Source organism: Usitatibacter palustris, assembly GCF_013003985.1.
Lineage (GTDB): Bacteria > Pseudomonadota > Gammaproteobacteria > Burkholderiales > Usitatibacteraceae > Usitatibacter > Usitatibacter palustris.
The window spans coordinates 1,147,864-1,164,199 of the sequence record NZ_CP053073.1; the positions used below are offsets into that span (position 1 = coordinate 1,147,864).

The window sequence follows — 16,336 nt, forward strand, 5'->3', positions numbered from 1 at the left end:
GCCATGCCCCCTGCAAGCCCCGGCCCCAAGCGCGTGCTGCTCGTCGAGGACGAGCGCCACATCATCGAGTCGCTGGTCTTCGTGCTCGAGCGCGAGGGCTTCGCGGTCACCTCGGTGCTCGACGGCGAGGCCGCGATGCTGCGCCTGCGCTCCGAGCCGCCCGACGTGCTCATCCTCGACATCATGCTGCCGAGGATGAACGGGCTCGAGGTCCTCAAGCAGGTGCGCGCCGACGCCGCGCTGCGCGAGCTTCCCGTGGTGGTGCTCAGTGCCAAGGGACAGCCGCAGGATCGCCGCCGTGCCGAGGAGATCGGCGTCCAGGCTTTCATGACGAAGCCCTTCGCGAACACCGACGTGGTCGATGCGGTGCGGCGCGTGACGGGCACAGCCGCCGCGTGAAGACGCCGCCGGGACGCATCCGCGATGCGGCCGCGCTGCTGCCGCTGCTGGGGCTCGCGCTCCTTATGCCGCCGCTGATCACGCTGTTCGCCGTGCACCGGGAAATCTCGGGCGTGCCCCTCATCGTGGTCTACGTCTTCAGCACCTGGGTGGGACTCATCGTCGCCGCGGCGCTGCTCGCGCGCCGGCTCGACTGATGCATCCGGCCAACCTCGTCCTCATCATCTCGCTGGTGTACGTGGCGCTGCTTTTCTTCGTCGCCCACGTGGGCGACCGGCGCGCGCGCTCGGGCAACCTCGGCTGGCTGCAGTCGCCGATCGTCTACACGCTGTCGATCTCGGTGTACTGCTCTTCGTGGACGTACTACGGCGCGGTGGGTTCGGCCGCGCGCTCGGGCCTCGAGTTCGCCACGATCTACCTGGGGCCTACGCTCGTGTTCATCGGCTGGTGGGTGGTGCTGCGCAAGCTCGTGCGCATCGGGCACGAGCACGGGGTCACGTCGATCGCGGACATGATCTCGTCGCGCTACGGGAAGAGCGTACCGCTCGCCGCGCTGGTGACGCTGATCACGGTCGTGGTCTCGATGCCCTACATCGCGCTGCAGCTCAAGGCCGTGACCACGAGCTTCCAGGTGATCGGCCACGCGGGCCCCGACCCGCTCGCGGGCCTGCCGATCCGCGGTCCCGACTTCCGCCTGGGCTTCTGGATCACGGTGGGGCTCGCCGTCTTCACCATTCTCTTCGGCACGCGCAACATCGATGCGAAGGAGCAGCACCACGGCGTGGTGGCGGCCATCGCGCTCGAAGCGGTCGTGAAGCTCGTGTCGCTGCTGGTGGTGGGAGTGCTCGTGGTCTGGGGCATCAGCGACGGCCCCGGCGCCATCTTCGCGCACGCGCCGCCCGAGATGCTCAACGGCGAGGACGCCTTCGGCGCGCGCTGGATCGCGACGCTGTTCCTCGCGTCGGCCGCGATCATCTGCCTGCCGCGCGAGTTCCAGGTGATGGTCGTGGAAAACGCCGACGAGCGGCACCTGCGAACCGCGTCGTGGCTCTTCCCGCTCTATCTCTTCCTCATCTGCCTTTTCATCCTGCCGATCGCCATTGCCGGCCTCGCGTTCCTGCCGGCGGGCTCCAACCCCGACATGTTCGTGCTCACGCTGCCGATGTGGGCGGGGCAGGACACGATCGCGATGCTCGCGTTCCTCGGCGGATTCTCGTCGGCGACCTCGATGGTGATCGTAGCCTGCATCGCGATCTCCACGATGGTGTCGAACCACATCATCATGCCGGTGGCGCTGCACCTGAACTGGGTGCGCGTCGGCGTGAGCGGCGAAGTGCGCCGCTTCCTGCTGCGCTCGCGGCGCGTGAGCATCTGCATGCTCCTGCTCCTGGGCTTCCTCTACTTCCGGCTAAGCGGCACGCCGGGAGCACTCGCCGCCATCGGCCTCATCGCGTTCGCGGGCGTGGCGCAGTTCCTGCCCTGCCTGCTGGGCGGAATCTTCTGGCGCAACGCCAACGTGACGGGCGCGCTCGCGGGCCTCGCGGCCGGAGGGGCCATCTGGGCGTACACGCTCTTCCTTCCCAGCTTCGAGTTCCTGGTCACGCCCGACATCGTGCGCGACGGGCTCCTGGGCCTCGCGTGGCTCAAGCCCCACGCCCTGTTCGGCCTGGAGGGGCTCGATCCGCTGGTGCACTCCGTCTTCTGGAGCATCTCGGTGAACACGCTGCTCTTCGTGGCGCTGTCGCTCGCGCGCGAGCAGCGGCCCCTCGAGCGGCTCCAGGCCACGCTCTTCGTGGACGTCTTCAGCACGCCGGCCGATGCAGCCTCGGGTCTCATCCGGCGCACCGCCCCCGTCCGCGAGCTCAGCGTGCTTGCGCAGCGCATCCTCGGCGCCGACGAGGCGCGCGAGTTCTTCGAACAGGCTGCGCGCGAGCAGGGGCTCGACGGCGGGTTGCCCGTGGCCGACGATGCCTTCATCACGCAACTCGAGCGCAAGCTCGCGGGCAGCGTCGGCGGCGCGTCGGCGCGCGCGATGGTCTCGCAGGTGGTCACGGTGGAGACGATCAGCGTGGACAAGTTGCTGCGGCTCGCCGACGAGACGGAGCGGGCGCGAGCCCACAGCCAGCAGCTCGAGGCCGCCGCGCAGCAGCTCCGCGATGTCAACGCCCGTCTGACGCGCCTCGACAGCGAGAAGGACGATTTCCTCTCGCAGGTGAGCCACGAGGTGCGCACGCCCATGACCTCGATCCGCTCGTTCGCGGAGATCCTCAAGAAGACACCCGACATCGATCCGGCGCGCTCGGCGCGCTACATCGGGATCATCCACGAGGAGAGCGTGCGGCTGACGCGGTTGCTCGACAGCACGCTCGACCTCAACCTGCTGGAACGCGGCGAGCTTCCCATCGAATGCACGGCCCTCGATCCCGAGCGCGCGCTCCAGGCGTCGATCGGCGCCTGCCAGGGACTTGCGGAGAAAGCGGGTGTGGCGATCGAAACGGGGCCGGGCGTCGACGGGGTCACGGTCTCAGCCAACGCGGACCGGCTCTCGCAGGTGTTCATCAACCTGATCGCCAACGCGGTCAAGTACAACACGCACGACGAGCGGCGCGTGCGCATCTCGAGCCGGGTTCATGAGGGGAACTACGAAGTGCTGGTCGAGGACAACGGCCCGGGCATTCCGCCCGACGAGCGCGAGCGCATTTTCTCCAAGTTCATGCGGGGCTCCACCCACACGCAGACCGACGAGAAAGGCGCGGGCCTCGGGCTCGCGATCAGCGCGCAGATCATGCAACGCCTCGGTGGCGAGCTCACGCTCGAGCCGGCGCAGGAGGTCGGTGCGACCTTCCGCGTCTCACTGCCGGTGGTGGCGGTCTAGAGCTTGCAGCGCTCGACCATCGCCAGGTAGTGCGCGAGCGGGGGTGTCGCGAGACCGGCGACTTTCGCCCCGTCGTCCCAGCGACGCAATCGAATCGCCTCCTCGGCGAACGGCTTCTCCAGGAAAGCGTCGGTCTCGGCTTGCGTGTAGATACCGCCTTGCAGCGTGAGGCTGCGCTTGGAGTCTTCGGAGAGCGCTTCGTAGTAATCGGGCTCGAGCGAGCACAGCGCGCGCTTCGCATCCACGTGCAGCCGGATGGGTTCGATCACTTCGGGGCCGAACAGCGGCCGGATGAAGGGAATCGCGAAGTACTGGTGCTGGTCGTCGATGCCCCGCGCGGTCGGCGTTTCGCCCTGGAGATTCAGCAAGTGCCCGAGGTCGTGCAGCAGGGCCGCGACGATCAGCGGTTCCTCGGCGCCTTCCTGCTCCCCCTGCATCGCGCTCTGCAGCGCGTGCTCGAGCTGGCTCACGCCCTCGCCGCTGTAGGCGATGTGACCGTGGTCACGGAACAGCTTCTCGATGTCGGCGAGACGCAGGCCCATGGCGGCTACTTCGCGGGACCGGGGACCTGATCCGCGGGCAGCGGCTTGTAGGCGCCCGTCGGTGCGCTCGTGCGCAGGCGGCTCGAGCGCAGCTCGCCCGCCTGCTCGAGGATCGGGTAGGCGGTCGAGCAGAAGAAGGAATTGATGCGGCGCATGTCGCTGATGATGTCCAGGTGCAGCGAGCTCGTCTCGATCGATTGCACCGTCTGCCCCGAGAGGCGATCGAGGTGCGTGCCGGCGTAGCGGCGCTCGAGGTCGCGGAAGGCCTCCTTCTCGGCGAGCAGCTGCTTGGCGCTCGCGAGGTCCCCGTTGAGGAACACCGAGAGGCCCAGGCGCAGGTTCTTGATCAGCTTGTCGTGCATCTCCTCGATCTCGCGCGTGCCCTCCTCGGAGAAGTTCAGCCGCTCGCCGATCTTCTTGTCGCGCAGATCCTGGAGGATGCGCTCGAGGATGTCGCCCACGTGCTCGAGGTTGATCGTGAGCTGCATGATCTCCGCCCAGCGCCGGCCGTCCTTCTCGTCGAGCGCCTCGCGGCTGATCTGCGTGAGGTAGAGCTTCACCGCGGTGTAGAGGCGGTCGATGTCGTCGTCGAGCTTGATCATCTCGGCGACGAGCTGCTTGTCGTCCGTGCGGATCACCTTGAGCATGCCGTCGAGCATCTGCTCGATGACGTCGCCGATGCGCAGCGTCTCGCGCGCGGCGTTGGCGAGCGCCAGGGCCGGGGTCACGAGCGCGCCGTTGTCGAGGTGGCGCGGTTCGACCTGGCTCACGGGCGCGGCCACGCTCGGCACGAACCGGGTCACGAGACGCGCGACGTGGTCGGTGAAGAAGAAGAACAGCACGGCGATCGTCAGGTTGAACGCCACGTGGAAATGGAGCACCTGCGCCATCGGGCTTGCGCCGTAGCTCGAGAGCAGCGGGAGAATCGGCTTCATCGCGAAGTAGAAGATCACGCAGCCCGTCGTCTTGAAGATCAGGTTGCCCACGGCGACCCGGCGGCCATCGCCCGGCGTCTTCAGCGTGACCAGCACCGCGAGCAGGCCGCTGCCGATGTTGGCGCCGATGACCAGCGCCATGCCTTCGCCCACGGAGATCACGCCCGTGGCGGCGAACGTCCCCGAAAGCAGGACGACGGCGAGACTCGACCACGACATCACCGTGAGGATCGCGCCGATGAGGATGTCGAGCATCGTATCGCCCGAGAGCGAGGCGAACACGACCTTGATGCCGGGCGCCTGCGTGAGCGGCGCGGAAGCTTCGGAGACCAGCCCGAGTGCCAGGATGATGAGGCCCAGGCCGATCGCGACGCGTCCGATCTGGCCCGCGCGGGTGTTCTTGCGCGAGAGGAAGAACACCACGCCGAAGAAGATGCACGCTGGTGAAATCCAGCGCAGGTCGAGCGACAGCACCACCGCCATCAACGCCGTGCCGACATCCGCGCCGAGCATGATGACCAGCGCGGGTCCCAACGTGATGAGGCCCTGCGCGACGAAAGAGCTCGCGATGAGCGAGGTCGCGCTCGACGACTGCACGAGTGCCGTCACGCCCAGCCCGGACACGAAGGACGAGAAGCGATTCGCGACACTCTTCGAGAGGATCCGCCGCAGGTCGGAACCGAAGACCCGGAGGATCCCCGTGCGGACGATGTGCGTGCCCCACACCAGCAGGGCGACGGCAGCGAGGAGGTTGAGGAGCGTCAGCAACTCAGTTGGGGAGACTGAACGTCTTCAGGTTCGTGAAACTCTTGATGGCTTCCTGCACGCCTTCCTTGTAGCCCAGGCCTGAATCCTTGATCCCGCCGAACGGCGTGAGCTCCAGGCGGTAGCCCGGGACCTCGCGCACGTTCACCGTCCCCACTTGCAGCTCGGAGACGAAGCGGTTGATGTAGTCGAGGCGATTGGTGCATACCGCCGAGGATAATCCGTACGCGGTGCCGTTGGAAATGGCAATTGCCTCATCGATGGTCTTGAAGCGGATCACCGGCGATACCGGACCGAAGGTTTCCTGCATCGCGACGGTCATCTTCGGGTCCACGCGGTCGAGCACCGTGGGCGAGTAGAGCGCGCCCTGGCGCTGGTTGCCCACGAGCAGCTTCGCGCCCTGCGAGACGGCCTCGTTCACGCGCGCCTCGAAGAGCTTCGCCGCGGACTCGTCGATCACGGTGCCCATCTCGAGCTTGGCGTTCATCGGGTCGCCGAAGGTCCAGGCCTTCGTCTTCGCCACGAGCAGCTCCACGAAATGATCGGCCACCGACTCGTGCACGATCATCCGCTTGACGGCCGTGCAGCGCTGGCCGGAATTCTTGTAGGAGCCCTGCGAGGCGAGCGTGGCCGCTTCCTCGATGTCGGCATCCTCCATCACGATGATCGGATCGTTGCCGCCGAGCTCCAGCACGATGCGGCGGTAGCCGGCCTTCGAGGCGATGTACTTGCCGACGGCGACCCCACCCGTGAACGTGACGAGGTCGACGTGCTCGTTGGTGATCAGCTCGTCGGCGATCTCGCGCGGGTCGCCCGTGATCACGCGGAACATCTCGCGCGGCAGCCCCGCTTCGTAGAGCAGCTCCGCGAGGTAGTACGCCGAGAGCGGCGTCTTCTCGGAGGGCTTCAACACCATCCGGTTGTTGGTCGCGATCGAAGGGCAGACCTTGTGCGCCACCTGGTTCATCGGGTGGTTGAAGGGCGTGATCGCGGAGATGACGCCGAGCAGCGGGTCGCGCTTGGTGTAGACGCGCCGTTGCTTGCCGTGGGGCGTGAGGTCGCAGGAGAAAGCCTGGCCGTCGTCCTTCAGCGCTTCCATCGCGCTGAAGGTGAGCACGTCGCACACGCGGCCCACTTCGTAGGTCGAGTCTTTCTTCGACAGACCTGACTCGCGCGTGATGAGGTCGGACGCGGGGCCGACGCGGTCGCGAAGGAGTGCCGCGGCTTTCTGCATGATCGACGCACGGTCGTAGCGAGTGAGCTTCGGCTTGTACTTGTGCGCGGCGGCGAACGCCTCGCGGACTTCCGCCACCGTGGCCATCGGCACGGTGCCGACCACTTCGCCGGTGAACGGGAAGCGGACTTCGATGACGCGTTGTTGCTGGGCTCGGTCGTTCATGGCTCAGTCCGCGGCCGCGGCCGTGGCCGCGCGCGCCTCCAGGTGGTTGAGGGCGATGTCGAGGATGTCGAAATTGCGCAGCCGCCGGTCGGGCAGCTTCGCCACGCGGCGGTTGAAGAGCAGCGGCACGGTCTGTTCGGAAACACCGCCGTGCGAGCGCAGCGGGGCGTCGAGGCCCGACAGGTCGTGGCGCGAGGCGCTGGTTCCCACCACGACGTGCTTCGCGGAGACGACGACGAGGTCGCCGATGCGATCGGGCGGCAGCTCGAAGCGCTTCGCGGCGTCGGCGTTGCCGAGCACGAGATCGATGCCGGCCATCTTGAGGAGCTTCGTCGCCACCGTGGCCTTGTCTTCGCCTTCGACGTAGATCGTGGCGAAGGAGCCGAGCGCGCCGTGGTGCACGACGTACGGATCCGTGATCGGCAGGATCACGCGGGCCTTGCCTTCTCCGATCCACTTGTCGATCACATCCTGCAGGTAGATCACGTTGGGCGAGCCGTCGGGCTTCTGCTTCGCGTTCATGCCGTGGTCGGCCGTGAGCGCGATCACCGCACCCATCGCGTCCATCTTCGCGAGGTACTTGTCCATCATCGCGTAGAACTTGTTGGCCCCTTCGGTTCCCGGCGCGAACTTGTGCTGGATGTAGTCCGTCGTCGAGAGATACATGATGTCCGGACGGCGCGTCTCCAGGAGCTTCACGCCCGCGGCGAACACGAACTCCGAGAGCTCGGCGCTGTAGACGGAAGGCACTGGCATGCCCACGAGCCCGAGGACGTCCTCGATGCCGTTCTCGGCGAGCGTCACCTCGGCGGATTTCTCCGACGAGAAGCAGATGCCGCCCTTCAGCTTGTAGCCCAGGAGCTTCCGGAGCTTGTCCTTGGCGGTCACCACCGCGATCTTCGCGCCCGCGTCGCCCATCGCGGCGAACACGGTGCCCGCGCGCATGTACTTCGGGTCGTTCATCATCACTTCGGCGTTGGCGTCGCGGTCGTAGAAGAAGTTTCCGCAGATGCCGTGCACCGCGGGTGGCACGCCCGTGACGATCGAGATGTTGTTCGGGTTGGTGAACGAGGGAACGACGCAGTCGCCCCGGTATGCCTGGCCCGCATCGAGGATGCTCTTCAGGTAGGGCGTGACCCCCGCCTTCGCGGCCTCGGTGAGGTAGTCGAACTCGCAGCCGTCCACGCACACCACGACGACGGGATCGGTGGGGCGGCGGTATTTGCGGCCGTTCACTTCAAGGGGGGCGTTCATGCGGACTTCCTCCGTTTCTTGGCCGCGGGTCGCGGCAGGGGGATCGAGGCGCGCTCGAGCGTGCGGTGCAGGCGCTCGCGGCTTTCGATCGCGTGGTCGTGCAGGAGGCGGGACGCTGCTTCTGCGTCGCCGCGGGAAATGGCGTCGACGATGGCCTGGTGCTCCTTGGTCGACGTCGGAAAGCTTTCCGGACCGTGCTCGAGCGTCTCGCGGCGGTACAAGTGGAGCTCGTTCACCAGGCGCCGGTACATCGCGAGCAGCGTCTCGTTGCCCGTGAACTGCGCGAGCAGGTCGTGGAAGCGGACGTTGAGCGGGTAGTACTCGTCGACGCTGCGTTTCTTCGCCGCGCGGTCCATCTCCTTCAGGAGCTTCTTCAGCGCCTCCACTTGCGCGGGCGTGCAACGCTCGGCGACGAGCTGGCCGATCATCGCGTCGAGGCCGGCCCGGACCTCGTAGATCTCGTCGGCTTCGAAATGGGTGAGCTCGCGGACGAACACACCGCGGTTCTTCTCGGTACGCACCAGGCCCGCCTGGTCGAGCGCCCGGAAGGCTTCGCGCACGGGCCCGCGCGAGACCTTGAGGTCGTCGGCGATGTCGGCTTCGTTGAGCTTCGCGCCCGGGAGCAGCTCGCCGGCGAGGATGCGCCGCTCGAGCTCGTGCCGGACCATCGCCGGGAGCGAGTGCTTCTGCAGGAGCGCGATCGTTTCGACCGGGAGGGACGCCATGGGATGGGAAAGTCCGGAAAAGGCGGGGAGTAGATTGTAGACAATCTGCAAGCCGGCCGTCAAATGAAAAACGGCCGGGCGCCCCGTGAGGGAGGCCCGGCCGGTGAGGCGGTCAGATCTCGGCGGCGCCCGCGATCAGCGTCGAGAGCTTGGAGGTCTCGCGCGTGTACGGGACCGTGAGCTTCGCGTAGGCGCGCTGGGAATCGAGCACCTTCTTGAAGAACGCGTCCTTCTTCTCCAGCTCGGCGAGCACCTTCTTCGCCGACTTGATGAAGGCCGGCGCGTAGTCGGCCGGTGCATCGAACACCGTCACGCCCTTGGTCTTGATCTCGGCCAGCGCCTTCGCGTTCTCGTACTGGAAGTAGAGGATCGCGTCGAAGAGCGAGGTGGTGAGCGCGGTCTCGACGATCGCCTGCAGGTCGGGGCCGAGCGCCTTCCACTTGGCCATGTTGATCACGATGTCGGCGATGTCGATGGCCTGGTGCAGGCCCTGGATCGAGTAGAACTTGAAGACGTCCTGCAGGCCCACCTTGATGTCGTTGGCCGGGTTGATCCACTCCACGCCGTCGATCACGCCGCGCTCGGCCGCGGGGATGAGCTCCGCGCCGGCGAGGTTCATCGGGATGCCGCCCATGTCCTTCAGCACGTCGGAGGGCAGGCCCGAGGAGATGCGGAAGCGAAGCTTCGTGAATTCCGCGACCGAGGTGACCGGCTTCTTGAACCAGCCGAAGCACTCCGGGCCGTCGGGCGCATACAGGAACGGCATCACGTCGGACTTCAGCATCTTCTGGTAGTACTCGACGTAGAGGTCGCGCCCGCCGCCCTGCATGTACCAGGCGAGCTGGCCCATCTGGTCGAGGCCGCTGCCCGAGCCGCCGAGCGGCGCGCTGAAGAGGCCGCCTGCCGGATGCTTGCCGGTCGCGTAATGCGTCCACCACTGGCCGCTGTCGACGACACCCTTGTTGACCGCCTCGAGGATCGAGTCGGGCTTCACGATCGCGCCGCTCGTGAGCACCTCGATCTTCAGGCGGCCCGCGGACATCTTGTCCACGTTGGTCGCGAACTTGTTGAGCAGCGTCATGTGCGGCGTGCCCGCGGGGTTCGCGCTCTGCAGCTTCCAGCGATGCTGCGTGCCCTGGGCATGCACGATCGCGGGAGCGGCCGCGGCGCCCACCGCGAGGCCTGCGCCGGCCGACTTCAGGAATTTTCTGCGTTCCATCTCTTCTCCTCCTTCTGGGTTGTCGTTGCCGCTACTTCGTTCCGAATGCGAGGTTGGGAAGCACGAGGATGATCTTCGGGAAGAAATACAGGATGAGAACCGCGATCCATTGCAGGACCATGAACGGCATCATTCCCTTGTAGATGTCCGCGAGGTTCCACTTGGGCATGATCCCCTTGAGGTAGTACGCGGAGAGCGCGACCGGTGGCGAGAGCCAGCACGTCTGCAGCGTCACCGCGAGCAGGATGCTGAACCACACCATGTCCACCTTCAGCGTCTCGAGGATCGGCTGGAAGATCGGGACGATGATCACCACGATGGGCACCCACTCGAGCGGCCAGCCCAGGACGAAGCACAGGGCGAGGATCGAGAGGATCAGCAGGTCGGGCGGGATGTTCCACGCCACGAGCGCCTGCGCGATGTACGAGGGCGTCCCAAGCGCCGAGAACACGGAGCCCAGGAAGTTCGAGGCCATGAGCAGGATCATCACCATGCTCGCGGTCTGCGCGGTGCGGTAGGTCGAATCCTTGAACACCGCCCAGGTGAGCTTGCCGTGCGCCGCGGTGACCGCGAGTGCGCCGATGCAACCGATCGCAGCACCCTCGGTCGGCGTGGCCCAGCCCGTGACGATCGAGCCCAGGGTCGCGATGATCAGCGCCGTCGGGGGAATGAGGCCGAAGAAGAACTCGCGCAGGACGTAGCCCTTGGGGACGTCGAGCTCTTCCTTCGAAAGCGGAGGCCCCAGCTTCGGGTTCATCCACACGCGCGTCATTGTGTAGAGCAGATACAGGCCCGCGAGCAGCAGGCCCGGCAGCAGCGCGCCCGCGTAGAGCCGCGCGACCGACACCTGCAGCACGGGGCCCATCACCACGAGCATGACGCTCGGCGGGATGAGGATGCCCAGCGTGCCGCCGGCGCAGATCGTGCCCGCCGACATGCGCACGTCGTAGCCCGAACGCATCATCACCGGGGCGGCCATCAACGCGATGATCGTCACCGACGCGCCGACGATGCCCGTCGCGGCCGCGAAGAGGGTCGCGGTGAAGATGGTCGCGAGGTAGAGCGAGCCGTGCACGCGCCCGAACAGGAGTTGCACCGCGTGGAAGAGCCGGTTCATCAGCCCGGCACTCTCCAGCACGTAGCCCATGAAGGTGAACATCGCCACCGCCGCGAGGACGGTGTCGGTCATCGTGTCGAAGACCTGGAAGGTCATCAGGTAGAAGACCTTGTCGCCCAGGCCGATGTAGCCGAAGACCACGCCCAGCATGATCAAGGTGAACGAAATCGGGAAGCCGCCGAGGATGACGACGAACATCAACCCCAGCAGGACGAGTCCCAGGACTTCCGGGCTCATGGCCGGGCTCCCATCGTGCGGCGGTCAGGTGAGCTCACTCGGGCCCTCCTGGTTCGCGCGGTAGTCGACGCCGGTCTGCAGCGTCTTGATGCACTTCAGGACCTCGGCCACGCCCTGCAGCATGATGAGGATGGAGGCGAGCGGGATGATGCTCTTGTACCAATAGGCCGGCGGGCGCCACGTGGTCATGAGCGCTTCCCTGAGCTCCCAGGATTCCGCGGCGAACTGCCAGCTCGCCCAGGTGAAGATCACCATGCCGGGCAGGAACAGCAGGATGTACTGCGCGAGATCCATCCACACCTGGGTCCTGAGCGACCAGTCCTTCGAGAAGAAGTCGGTGCGGATGTGCTTCTGGATCTTCAGTGTCCACGCCGCCGCGAGGAAGAAGTGCGCGCCGTAGCACATGGTGGCGATGTCGTTGGCCCAGAGCGTGGGCCGGCCGATCTTGCGGATCATCACCTCGAAGAACAACACGCAGAACATCGGCACGATGAGCCAGGCGATCAGCTTGCCGGCGAGGGTGCTGGCCGCATCGATGGCCGGCGTGACGCGGTCGATCCATCCCAGGTTCATGTCCTCACCCCCATGAAGTTCTTGCCGCGCACGCCATCGAGCGCGTTCATCACCATGCGGCGCGATTCCTCCGCATCGACGCCGTACGCGGAGAAGTCCGTCTGCACGCCGACTTCGTGAAGGAAATTCTCGAGGCGCCTTGGCGCTCCCTCGAGGTTCTCGTCGAAGATCGCGCCCAGCACCGCGTCGCGGCCCGGGTCCACGCCGACCGCGCGCCCGAGCACCATCGGCAGCGTGAAGGAGCAGGCGATGCCGTGCGGGATGCCGAAGCGCAGCGTCATCTCGTACGAGATCGAGTGCGCGAGTGCAGTCTTGGTGTTGGAGAAGGCCATCCCGGCCTTCAACGCGGCGAGCGCCATGCGGGCGCGCAGCTCGACGTTGCGCGGATCCTTCAGCAACGCGGGGAGGGTGGCGATGACCTCGCGCGCCGCCGCGATCGCATACGTATCGGAGATCGGATTGGAATTCACGTTCCAGATCGATTCGAGCGCGTGCGAGAGCGCGTCGAGCGCGCTTTGCACGGTCACTGATGCGGGCAGCGTGAGCATGAGCTCGGGATCGACCACCGCGACCTCGGGCCAGGTCTGCGGCAGGTGCAGCGAATGCTTCTTGCCCGCGGCCTTGTCCCAGATCGTCGCCCACGGCGTCACCTCGCTGCCGGTGCCCGCGGTCGTCGGAACGGCGATGAGCGCCTTGACGCGCGCGGGCGTGAAGGGCTTCCCGGTGGCGAGTAGAGCGATGAGGTCGTCGAAGCGGCCGCTCTCCGTGCCGACCATCAATGCCTTGGCGGTGTCGATCGCGCTGCCGCCGCCGACGGCGATCACCACATCGGCCCGCGCGTGCTCGCGCCAGAAGCGCTCGTACATCGCGGCGAGGTAGCTCACGTCGGGATTGGGTTCGATGCGATCTTCGACCGCCACGAGGGAATCGCCGAGGATCGTGCGCAGGCGCGCGACCAGGCCGAGACCTTCGGCTTCGGGGAACGTGACGAGGACCGCGCGGCGCCCCGCAAGGATTTCAGGCAACTGCGCTACCGTGCCCGCGCCAAGTCGAATGGCGACCGGGTTGTGGTACCGGTGCGTGACGGACTTCAAGAAGCGCTCCTCCTCGGAGTGTTCCGGCTCTTGCTGGCCCGGTCCCGGCACCATGCGCCGCCGCCGGTCCATAGATCAAATTGTTTTATTTGCACCCGACCATTCAGAAAAGCTATGTTGGAGGCCGGAGGGCACCATGCGACTGACTCAATTGCGTTCGTTCCACGCGGTGGCACGCGCGGGCGGTTTCACCGGCGCGGCGAAGCTGCTGCACATCAGCCAGCCGACCGTCACCACGCAGGTGCGCTTCCTCGAGGAGACCTACGGCATCGAGCTTTTCTACCGGCGCGGCCACAAGGTGTCGCTGACCCCGCTGGGCGAGCAGCTCTACGAGCTGGCACAGCGCATCTTCACGCTCGAGGGCGAGACGGTGCACCTGCTCGAGGATTCGGGCGAGCTCAAGTCCGGGCACCTGCGCATCGCCGCGGTCGGCCCCTTTCACGTGACTGAAATGCTGGCGCGCTTCAATCGCCGCTATCCCGGCCTGGAGGTGTCCGTGCGGGTCGGCAATTCCACCGAAGTGCTGCAGCGCCTGCTCGACTACCAGGCCGAGGTCGCCGTGCTCGCGCAGTACACCGAGGACCCGCGTTTCCATTCCGTGCCCTACAGCCGCCATCGCATCGTGGTCTTCGTGCACCGTTCGCACCGCTTCGCCCGCCGCAAGTCGATCTCGATCCGCGACCTCGCGGGCGAGGGAATGATCCTGCGCGAAGAGGGCTCCACCACCCGCAAGGCCTTCGACGATGCGCTTCGCGATCACGGGGTCACGCCGCGCGTGGTAATGGAGATCGGCAGCCGGGAGGCGATTCGCGAGGCGGTGATCATGGGCGTGGGCGTGGGCACCGTGTCGGAAGTCGAATACATCCCGGATCCGGAGATCAGGATGGTCCGGCTTCGTGACGCCGATGTGTACACGCACGCGCACGTCGTTTGCCTGGAGGAGCGGCGCGGCGCGCGGCTCGTCGAGGCCTTTCTCGAGATCGTCGCCGAGCTGCAGCGCTCCGGCGGCGGTGCACTCGCGCATTCGGCCCAATCCCGCAATAATGGGCTCGGACGCACAGGTTCGCCCCCACCCCCCATCAAGACCAGGAGAGTCCCATGACCCGTATTTCCCGCCGGCAGGCGTGCATCGCCGCCGTGGCCGCCGTCTTTACCCTGAACGCCTGGGCCCAGAAGACCGAGCTGCTCGTCTACACCGCGCTCGAAACCGACCAGCTCAAGGCATATACGGAATCGTTCCAGAAGACGAACCCGAACATCGACCTCAAGTTCGTGCGCGACTCCACGGGCGTGATCATCGCCAAGCTGATCGCGGAGAAGGCGAACCCGCAAGCCGACGTGATCCTGGGTGTCGCCGCTTCGGGCCTGGAGATCTTCAAGGCCGAGGGAATGCTCGCGCCGTACGCGCCGGTGGGCTTCGACAAGCTCAACCCGACGTACAGCGACAAGGCGAAGCCGCCGCAGTGGGTCGGCCAGGACGTGTACGCCGCCGCGGTGTGCTTCAACACGGCCGAAGCCGCGAAGAAAGGCATCCCGAAGCCCGAGACGTGGAAGGACCTCACCAAGCCCATCTACAAGGGCCAGATCACGATGCCCAATCCGGCTTCGTCGGGCACGGGCTACTTCGACGTCACCGCGTGGTTGCAGCTCTGGGGTGAGGCGGATGGATGGAAGTACATGGACGCGCTGCACGAAAACATCGCGCAGTACACGCACTCGGGCTCGAAGCCGTGCCGCCAGTCGGGCGCCGGTGAGTTCGTCATCGGCATCTCGTTCGAGTACCGCGCCAACGACGTGAAGAAGAAGGGCGCGCCGGTCGACATCGTGTTCCCGAAGGAAGGCCTGGGCTACGACATCGAAGGCTCGGCGATCATGAAGACCACGAAGAAGATGGATGCGGCGAAGAAGCTGATGGACTGGGTCGCGTCGAAGGAAGCCAACGAGGCGTACTCGAAGAACTTCGCGATCGTGGCCTATCCGGGCGTGGCGACGAAGCTCGAGCACATCCCGGCCGCTGCCGATCTCGAGAAGCTGCTCATCAAGAACGACTTCGCGTTCGCCGCGAAGAACCGCGACAAGATCCTCACCGAATGGCAGAAGCGTTACGCGGTCAAGACCGAGAAATGACCGAGTTCCTCGAACTCCGAGACATCCGCAAGGAGTTCGGGAGTTTCACCGCGCTGAAGGGTGTGAGCCTCGCCGTGCACCCGGGGGAGCTCGTCTGCTTCCTCGGGCCCTCGGGCTGCGGCAAGACCACGCTGCTGCGCATCATCGCCGGGCTCGAGGTGCAGACCTCGGGCACGGTGATCCAGGCGGGCAAGGACATCTCGCGCCTGCCGCCGATGAAGCGCGACTACGGGATCGTCTTCCAGTCGTACGCGCTGTTCCCCAATCTTTCGATCGCCGAGAACGTGGCCTACGGGCTCGTGAACCGCGGCATGGCGCGCGCGCAACGCGATGCGCGCGTGAACGAACTGCTTGCGCTCGTGGGCCTGCCCGATTCGGGTGCCAAGTTTCCTGCGCAACTCTCCGGTGGCCAGCAGCAGCGCATCGCCATCGCGCGCGCGATCGCGACCTCGCCGGGATTGCTGCTGCTCGATGAACCGCTGTCGGCGCTCGATGCGCGCGTGCGCGTTCGCCTGCGCGGAGAGATCCGCAGCCTCCAGCAGCGCCTCGGGATCACGACCATCCTCGTGACGCACGACCAGGAGGAAGCGCTCTCCATGGCCGACCGCATCGTGGTGATGAACCAGGGCGTGATCGACCAGATCGGCTCGCCCACGGAGGTCTACCGGAATCCGCAGACGCCGTTCGTCGCGGACTTCGTGGGCAAGACCAACCTGCTCCCGGCCACGCGCGCGGGCGACAAGCGCGTGATGATCGGCGCGCAGCGCTTCGAGATCGAAAACGATGCACCCGCCGGGAATGGGTCCGGCCTGCGCGTCTTCTTCCGGCCCGAGGACGTGATCGTGCGCGGCGTGGGCGGCGCAACGCCCAACTCCGCCGCTGCCGTGGTGGAGAAGGTGGAGTTCCTCGGGTCGTATTCGCGCCTCACGTTCCGCATGAACGGCATCGACCAGCCGCTCTTCGCCGATCTCTCGGTGAACGACATGGAAGAATTCCACGTGAAACCGGGCGACACGATGCGCGTGGCCATTCCCGCCGATCGCGTGCGCGTGTTCGAAGCGCAACCGGCGTAGGC

At 66.4% G+C, this 16,336-nt stretch carries 15 protein-coding genes; 6 read left to right on the forward strand and 9 right to left on the reverse strand.

What is annotated here, in order from left to right; genetic code table 11:
* The first annotated feature begins 3 nt into the window (after positions 1-3).
* Genes DSM104440_RS05920 through DSM104440_RS05930 form a run of 3 tightly spaced genes read left to right on the forward strand, consistent with a single transcriptional unit; the run spans position 4 to position 3,274 of the window.
* On the forward strand, positions 4-399 hold the full coding sequence (locus DSM104440_RS05920; protein WP_171161125.1) for a response regulator transcription factor: 396 nt from the start codon (positions 4-6) through the stop codon (positions 397-399).
* Positions 396-596, forward strand: a complete 201-nt coding sequence (locus DSM104440_RS05925) for a hypothetical protein (RefSeq protein ID WP_171159549.1) — start codon at positions 396-398, stop codon at positions 594-596. The genes DSM104440_RS05920 and DSM104440_RS05925 overlap by 4 nt, the downstream gene beginning before the upstream one ends.
* Positions 596-3,274, forward strand: coding sequence for a sodium:solute symporter family transporter (locus DSM104440_RS05930; RefSeq protein ID WP_171161126.1), 2,679 nt, complete (start codon positions 596-598; stop codon positions 3,272-3,274). The genes DSM104440_RS05925 and DSM104440_RS05930 overlap by 1 nt, the downstream gene beginning before the upstream one ends.
* On the opposite strand, the gene DSM104440_RS05935 is transcribed toward DSM104440_RS05930, so the two are convergent.
* From DSM104440_RS05935 to psrA, 9 genes are all read right to left on the reverse strand, one after another.
* Positions 3,271-3,816 carry a phosphonate degradation HD-domain oxygenase gene (locus tag DSM104440_RS05935; protein WP_171161127.1) on the reverse strand — a complete coding sequence of 182 codons (546 nt, stop codon included), beginning with the start codon at positions 3,814-3,816 and terminating at the stop codon, positions 3,271-3,273. The genes DSM104440_RS05930 and DSM104440_RS05935 overlap by 4 nt on opposite strands.
* Before the next feature lie 5 nt (positions 3,817-3,821).
* Entirely contained in the window at positions 3,822-5,519 is a 1,698-nt protein-coding gene (locus DSM104440_RS05940) for a Na/Pi cotransporter family protein (RefSeq protein WP_171161128.1), read from the reverse strand.
* A 1-nt stretch (position 5,520) separates the two neighbouring features.
* Positions 5,521-6,915: a phosphonoacetaldehyde dehydrogenase gene (gene phnY / locus DSM104440_RS05945; RefSeq protein ID WP_171161129.1), complete on the reverse strand. Its 1,395-nt coding sequence runs from the start codon at positions 6,913-6,915 to the stop codon at positions 5,521-5,523.
* 3 nt (positions 6,916-6,918) lie between these two features.
* Complete coding sequence (gene phnA / locus DSM104440_RS05950; protein WP_171161130.1) at positions 6,919-8,169, reverse strand: phosphonoacetate hydrolase; 1,251 nt, start codon at positions 8,167-8,169, stop codon at positions 6,919-6,921.
* Positions 8,166-8,894, reverse strand: coding sequence for a phosphonate utilization associated transcriptional regulator (locus DSM104440_RS05955; protein ID WP_171161131.1), 729 nt, complete (start codon positions 8,892-8,894; stop codon positions 8,166-8,168). Before DSM104440_RS05955 ends, phnA begins: the two co-directional genes overlap by 4 nt.
* Before the next feature lie 112 nt (positions 8,895-9,006).
* Positions 9,007-10,113 (reverse strand): TRAP transporter substrate-binding protein, encoded by a 1,107-nt coding sequence (locus DSM104440_RS05960; RefSeq protein ID WP_171161132.1) that lies wholly within the window; start codon positions 10,111-10,113, stop codon positions 9,007-9,009.
* A 31-nt stretch (positions 10,114-10,144) separates the two neighbouring features.
* Positions 10,145-11,467 carry a TRAP transporter large permease gene (locus DSM104440_RS05965; protein WP_171161133.1) on the reverse strand — a complete coding sequence of 441 codons (1,323 nt, stop codon included), beginning with the start codon at positions 11,465-11,467 and terminating at the stop codon, positions 10,145-10,147.
* 24 nt (positions 11,468-11,491) lie between these two features.
* Positions 11,492-12,040 carry a TRAP transporter small permease subunit gene (locus DSM104440_RS05970; RefSeq protein ID WP_171161134.1) on the reverse strand — a complete coding sequence of 183 codons (549 nt, stop codon included), beginning with the start codon at positions 12,038-12,040 and terminating at the stop codon, positions 11,492-11,494.
* Entirely contained in the window at positions 12,037-13,134 is a 1,098-nt protein-coding gene (gene psrA / locus DSM104440_RS05975) for an iron-containing alcohol dehydrogenase PsrA (protein ID WP_212758232.1), read from the reverse strand. The genes DSM104440_RS05970 and psrA overlap by 4 nt, the downstream gene beginning before the upstream one ends.
* A gap of 136 nt (positions 13,135-13,270) precedes the next feature.
* Between psrA and DSM104440_RS05980 the strand changes: the two genes are divergently transcribed.
* The 3 genes from DSM104440_RS05980 to DSM104440_RS05990 are packed head-to-tail and all read left to right on the forward strand — an operon-like array spanning position 13,271 to position 16,334.
* Positions 13,271-14,236 carry a LysR substrate-binding domain-containing protein gene (locus tag DSM104440_RS05980; RefSeq protein WP_171161136.1) on the forward strand — a complete coding sequence of 322 codons (966 nt, stop codon included), beginning with the start codon at positions 13,271-13,273 and terminating at the stop codon, positions 14,234-14,236.
* A complete protein-coding gene (locus DSM104440_RS05985) occupies positions 14,233-15,261 on the forward strand; it encodes a putative 2-aminoethylphosphonate ABC transporter substrate-binding protein (RefSeq protein WP_171161137.1) in 1,029 nt (342 codons plus the stop codon). Before DSM104440_RS05980 ends, DSM104440_RS05985 begins: the two co-directional genes overlap by 4 nt.
* Entirely contained in the window at positions 15,258-16,334 is a 1,077-nt protein-coding gene (locus DSM104440_RS05990; protein ID WP_171161138.1) for a putative 2-aminoethylphosphonate ABC transporter ATP-binding protein, read from the forward strand. The genes DSM104440_RS05985 and DSM104440_RS05990 overlap by 4 nt, the downstream gene beginning before the upstream one ends.
* Positions 16,335-16,336 lie beyond the last annotated feature (2 nt).

Coding starts and splice junctions, on each gene's coding strand:
- DSM104440_RS05920 (WP_171161125.1), top strand. CDS start 4: ATGCCCCCTGCAAGCCCCGGCCCCAAGCGCGTGCTGCTCGTCGAGGAC.
- DSM104440_RS05930 (WP_171161126.1), top strand. CDS start 596: ATGCATCCGGCCAACCTCGTCCTCATCATCTCGCTGGTGTACGTGGCG.
- DSM104440_RS05935 (WP_171161127.1), bottom strand. CDS start 3,816: ATGGGCCTGCGTCTCGCCGACATCGAGAAGCTGTTCCGTGACCACGGT.
- phnY (WP_171161129.1), bottom strand. CDS start 6,915: ATGAACGACCGAGCCCAGCAACAACGCGTCATCGAAGTCCGCTTCCCG.
- phnA (WP_171161130.1), bottom strand. CDS start 8,169: ATGAACGCCCCCCTTGAAGTGAACGGCCGCAAATACCGCCGCCCCACC.
- DSM104440_RS05955 (WP_171161131.1), bottom strand. CDS start 8,894: ATGGCGTCCCTCCCGGTCGAAACGATCGCGCTCCTGCAGAAGCACTCG.
- DSM104440_RS05960 (WP_171161132.1), bottom strand. CDS start 10,113: ATGGAACGCAGAAAATTCCTGAAGTCGGCCGGCGCAGGCCTCGCGGTG.
- DSM104440_RS05965 (WP_171161133.1), bottom strand. CDS start 11,467: ATGAGCCCGGAAGTCCTGGGACTCGTCCTGCTGGGGTTGATGTTCGTC.
- DSM104440_RS05970 (WP_171161134.1), bottom strand. CDS start 12,040: ATGAACCTGGGATGGATCGACCGCGTCACGCCGGCCATCGATGCGGCC.
- DSM104440_RS05980 (WP_171161136.1), top strand. CDS start 13,271: ATGCGACTGACTCAATTGCGTTCGTTCCACGCGGTGGCACGCGCGGGC.
- DSM104440_RS05985 (WP_171161137.1), top strand. CDS start 14,233: ATGACCCGTATTTCCCGCCGGCAGGCGTGCATCGCCGCCGTGGCCGCC.
- DSM104440_RS05990 (WP_171161138.1), top strand. CDS start 15,258: ATGACCGAGTTCCTCGAACTCCGAGACATCCGCAAGGAGTTCGGGAGT.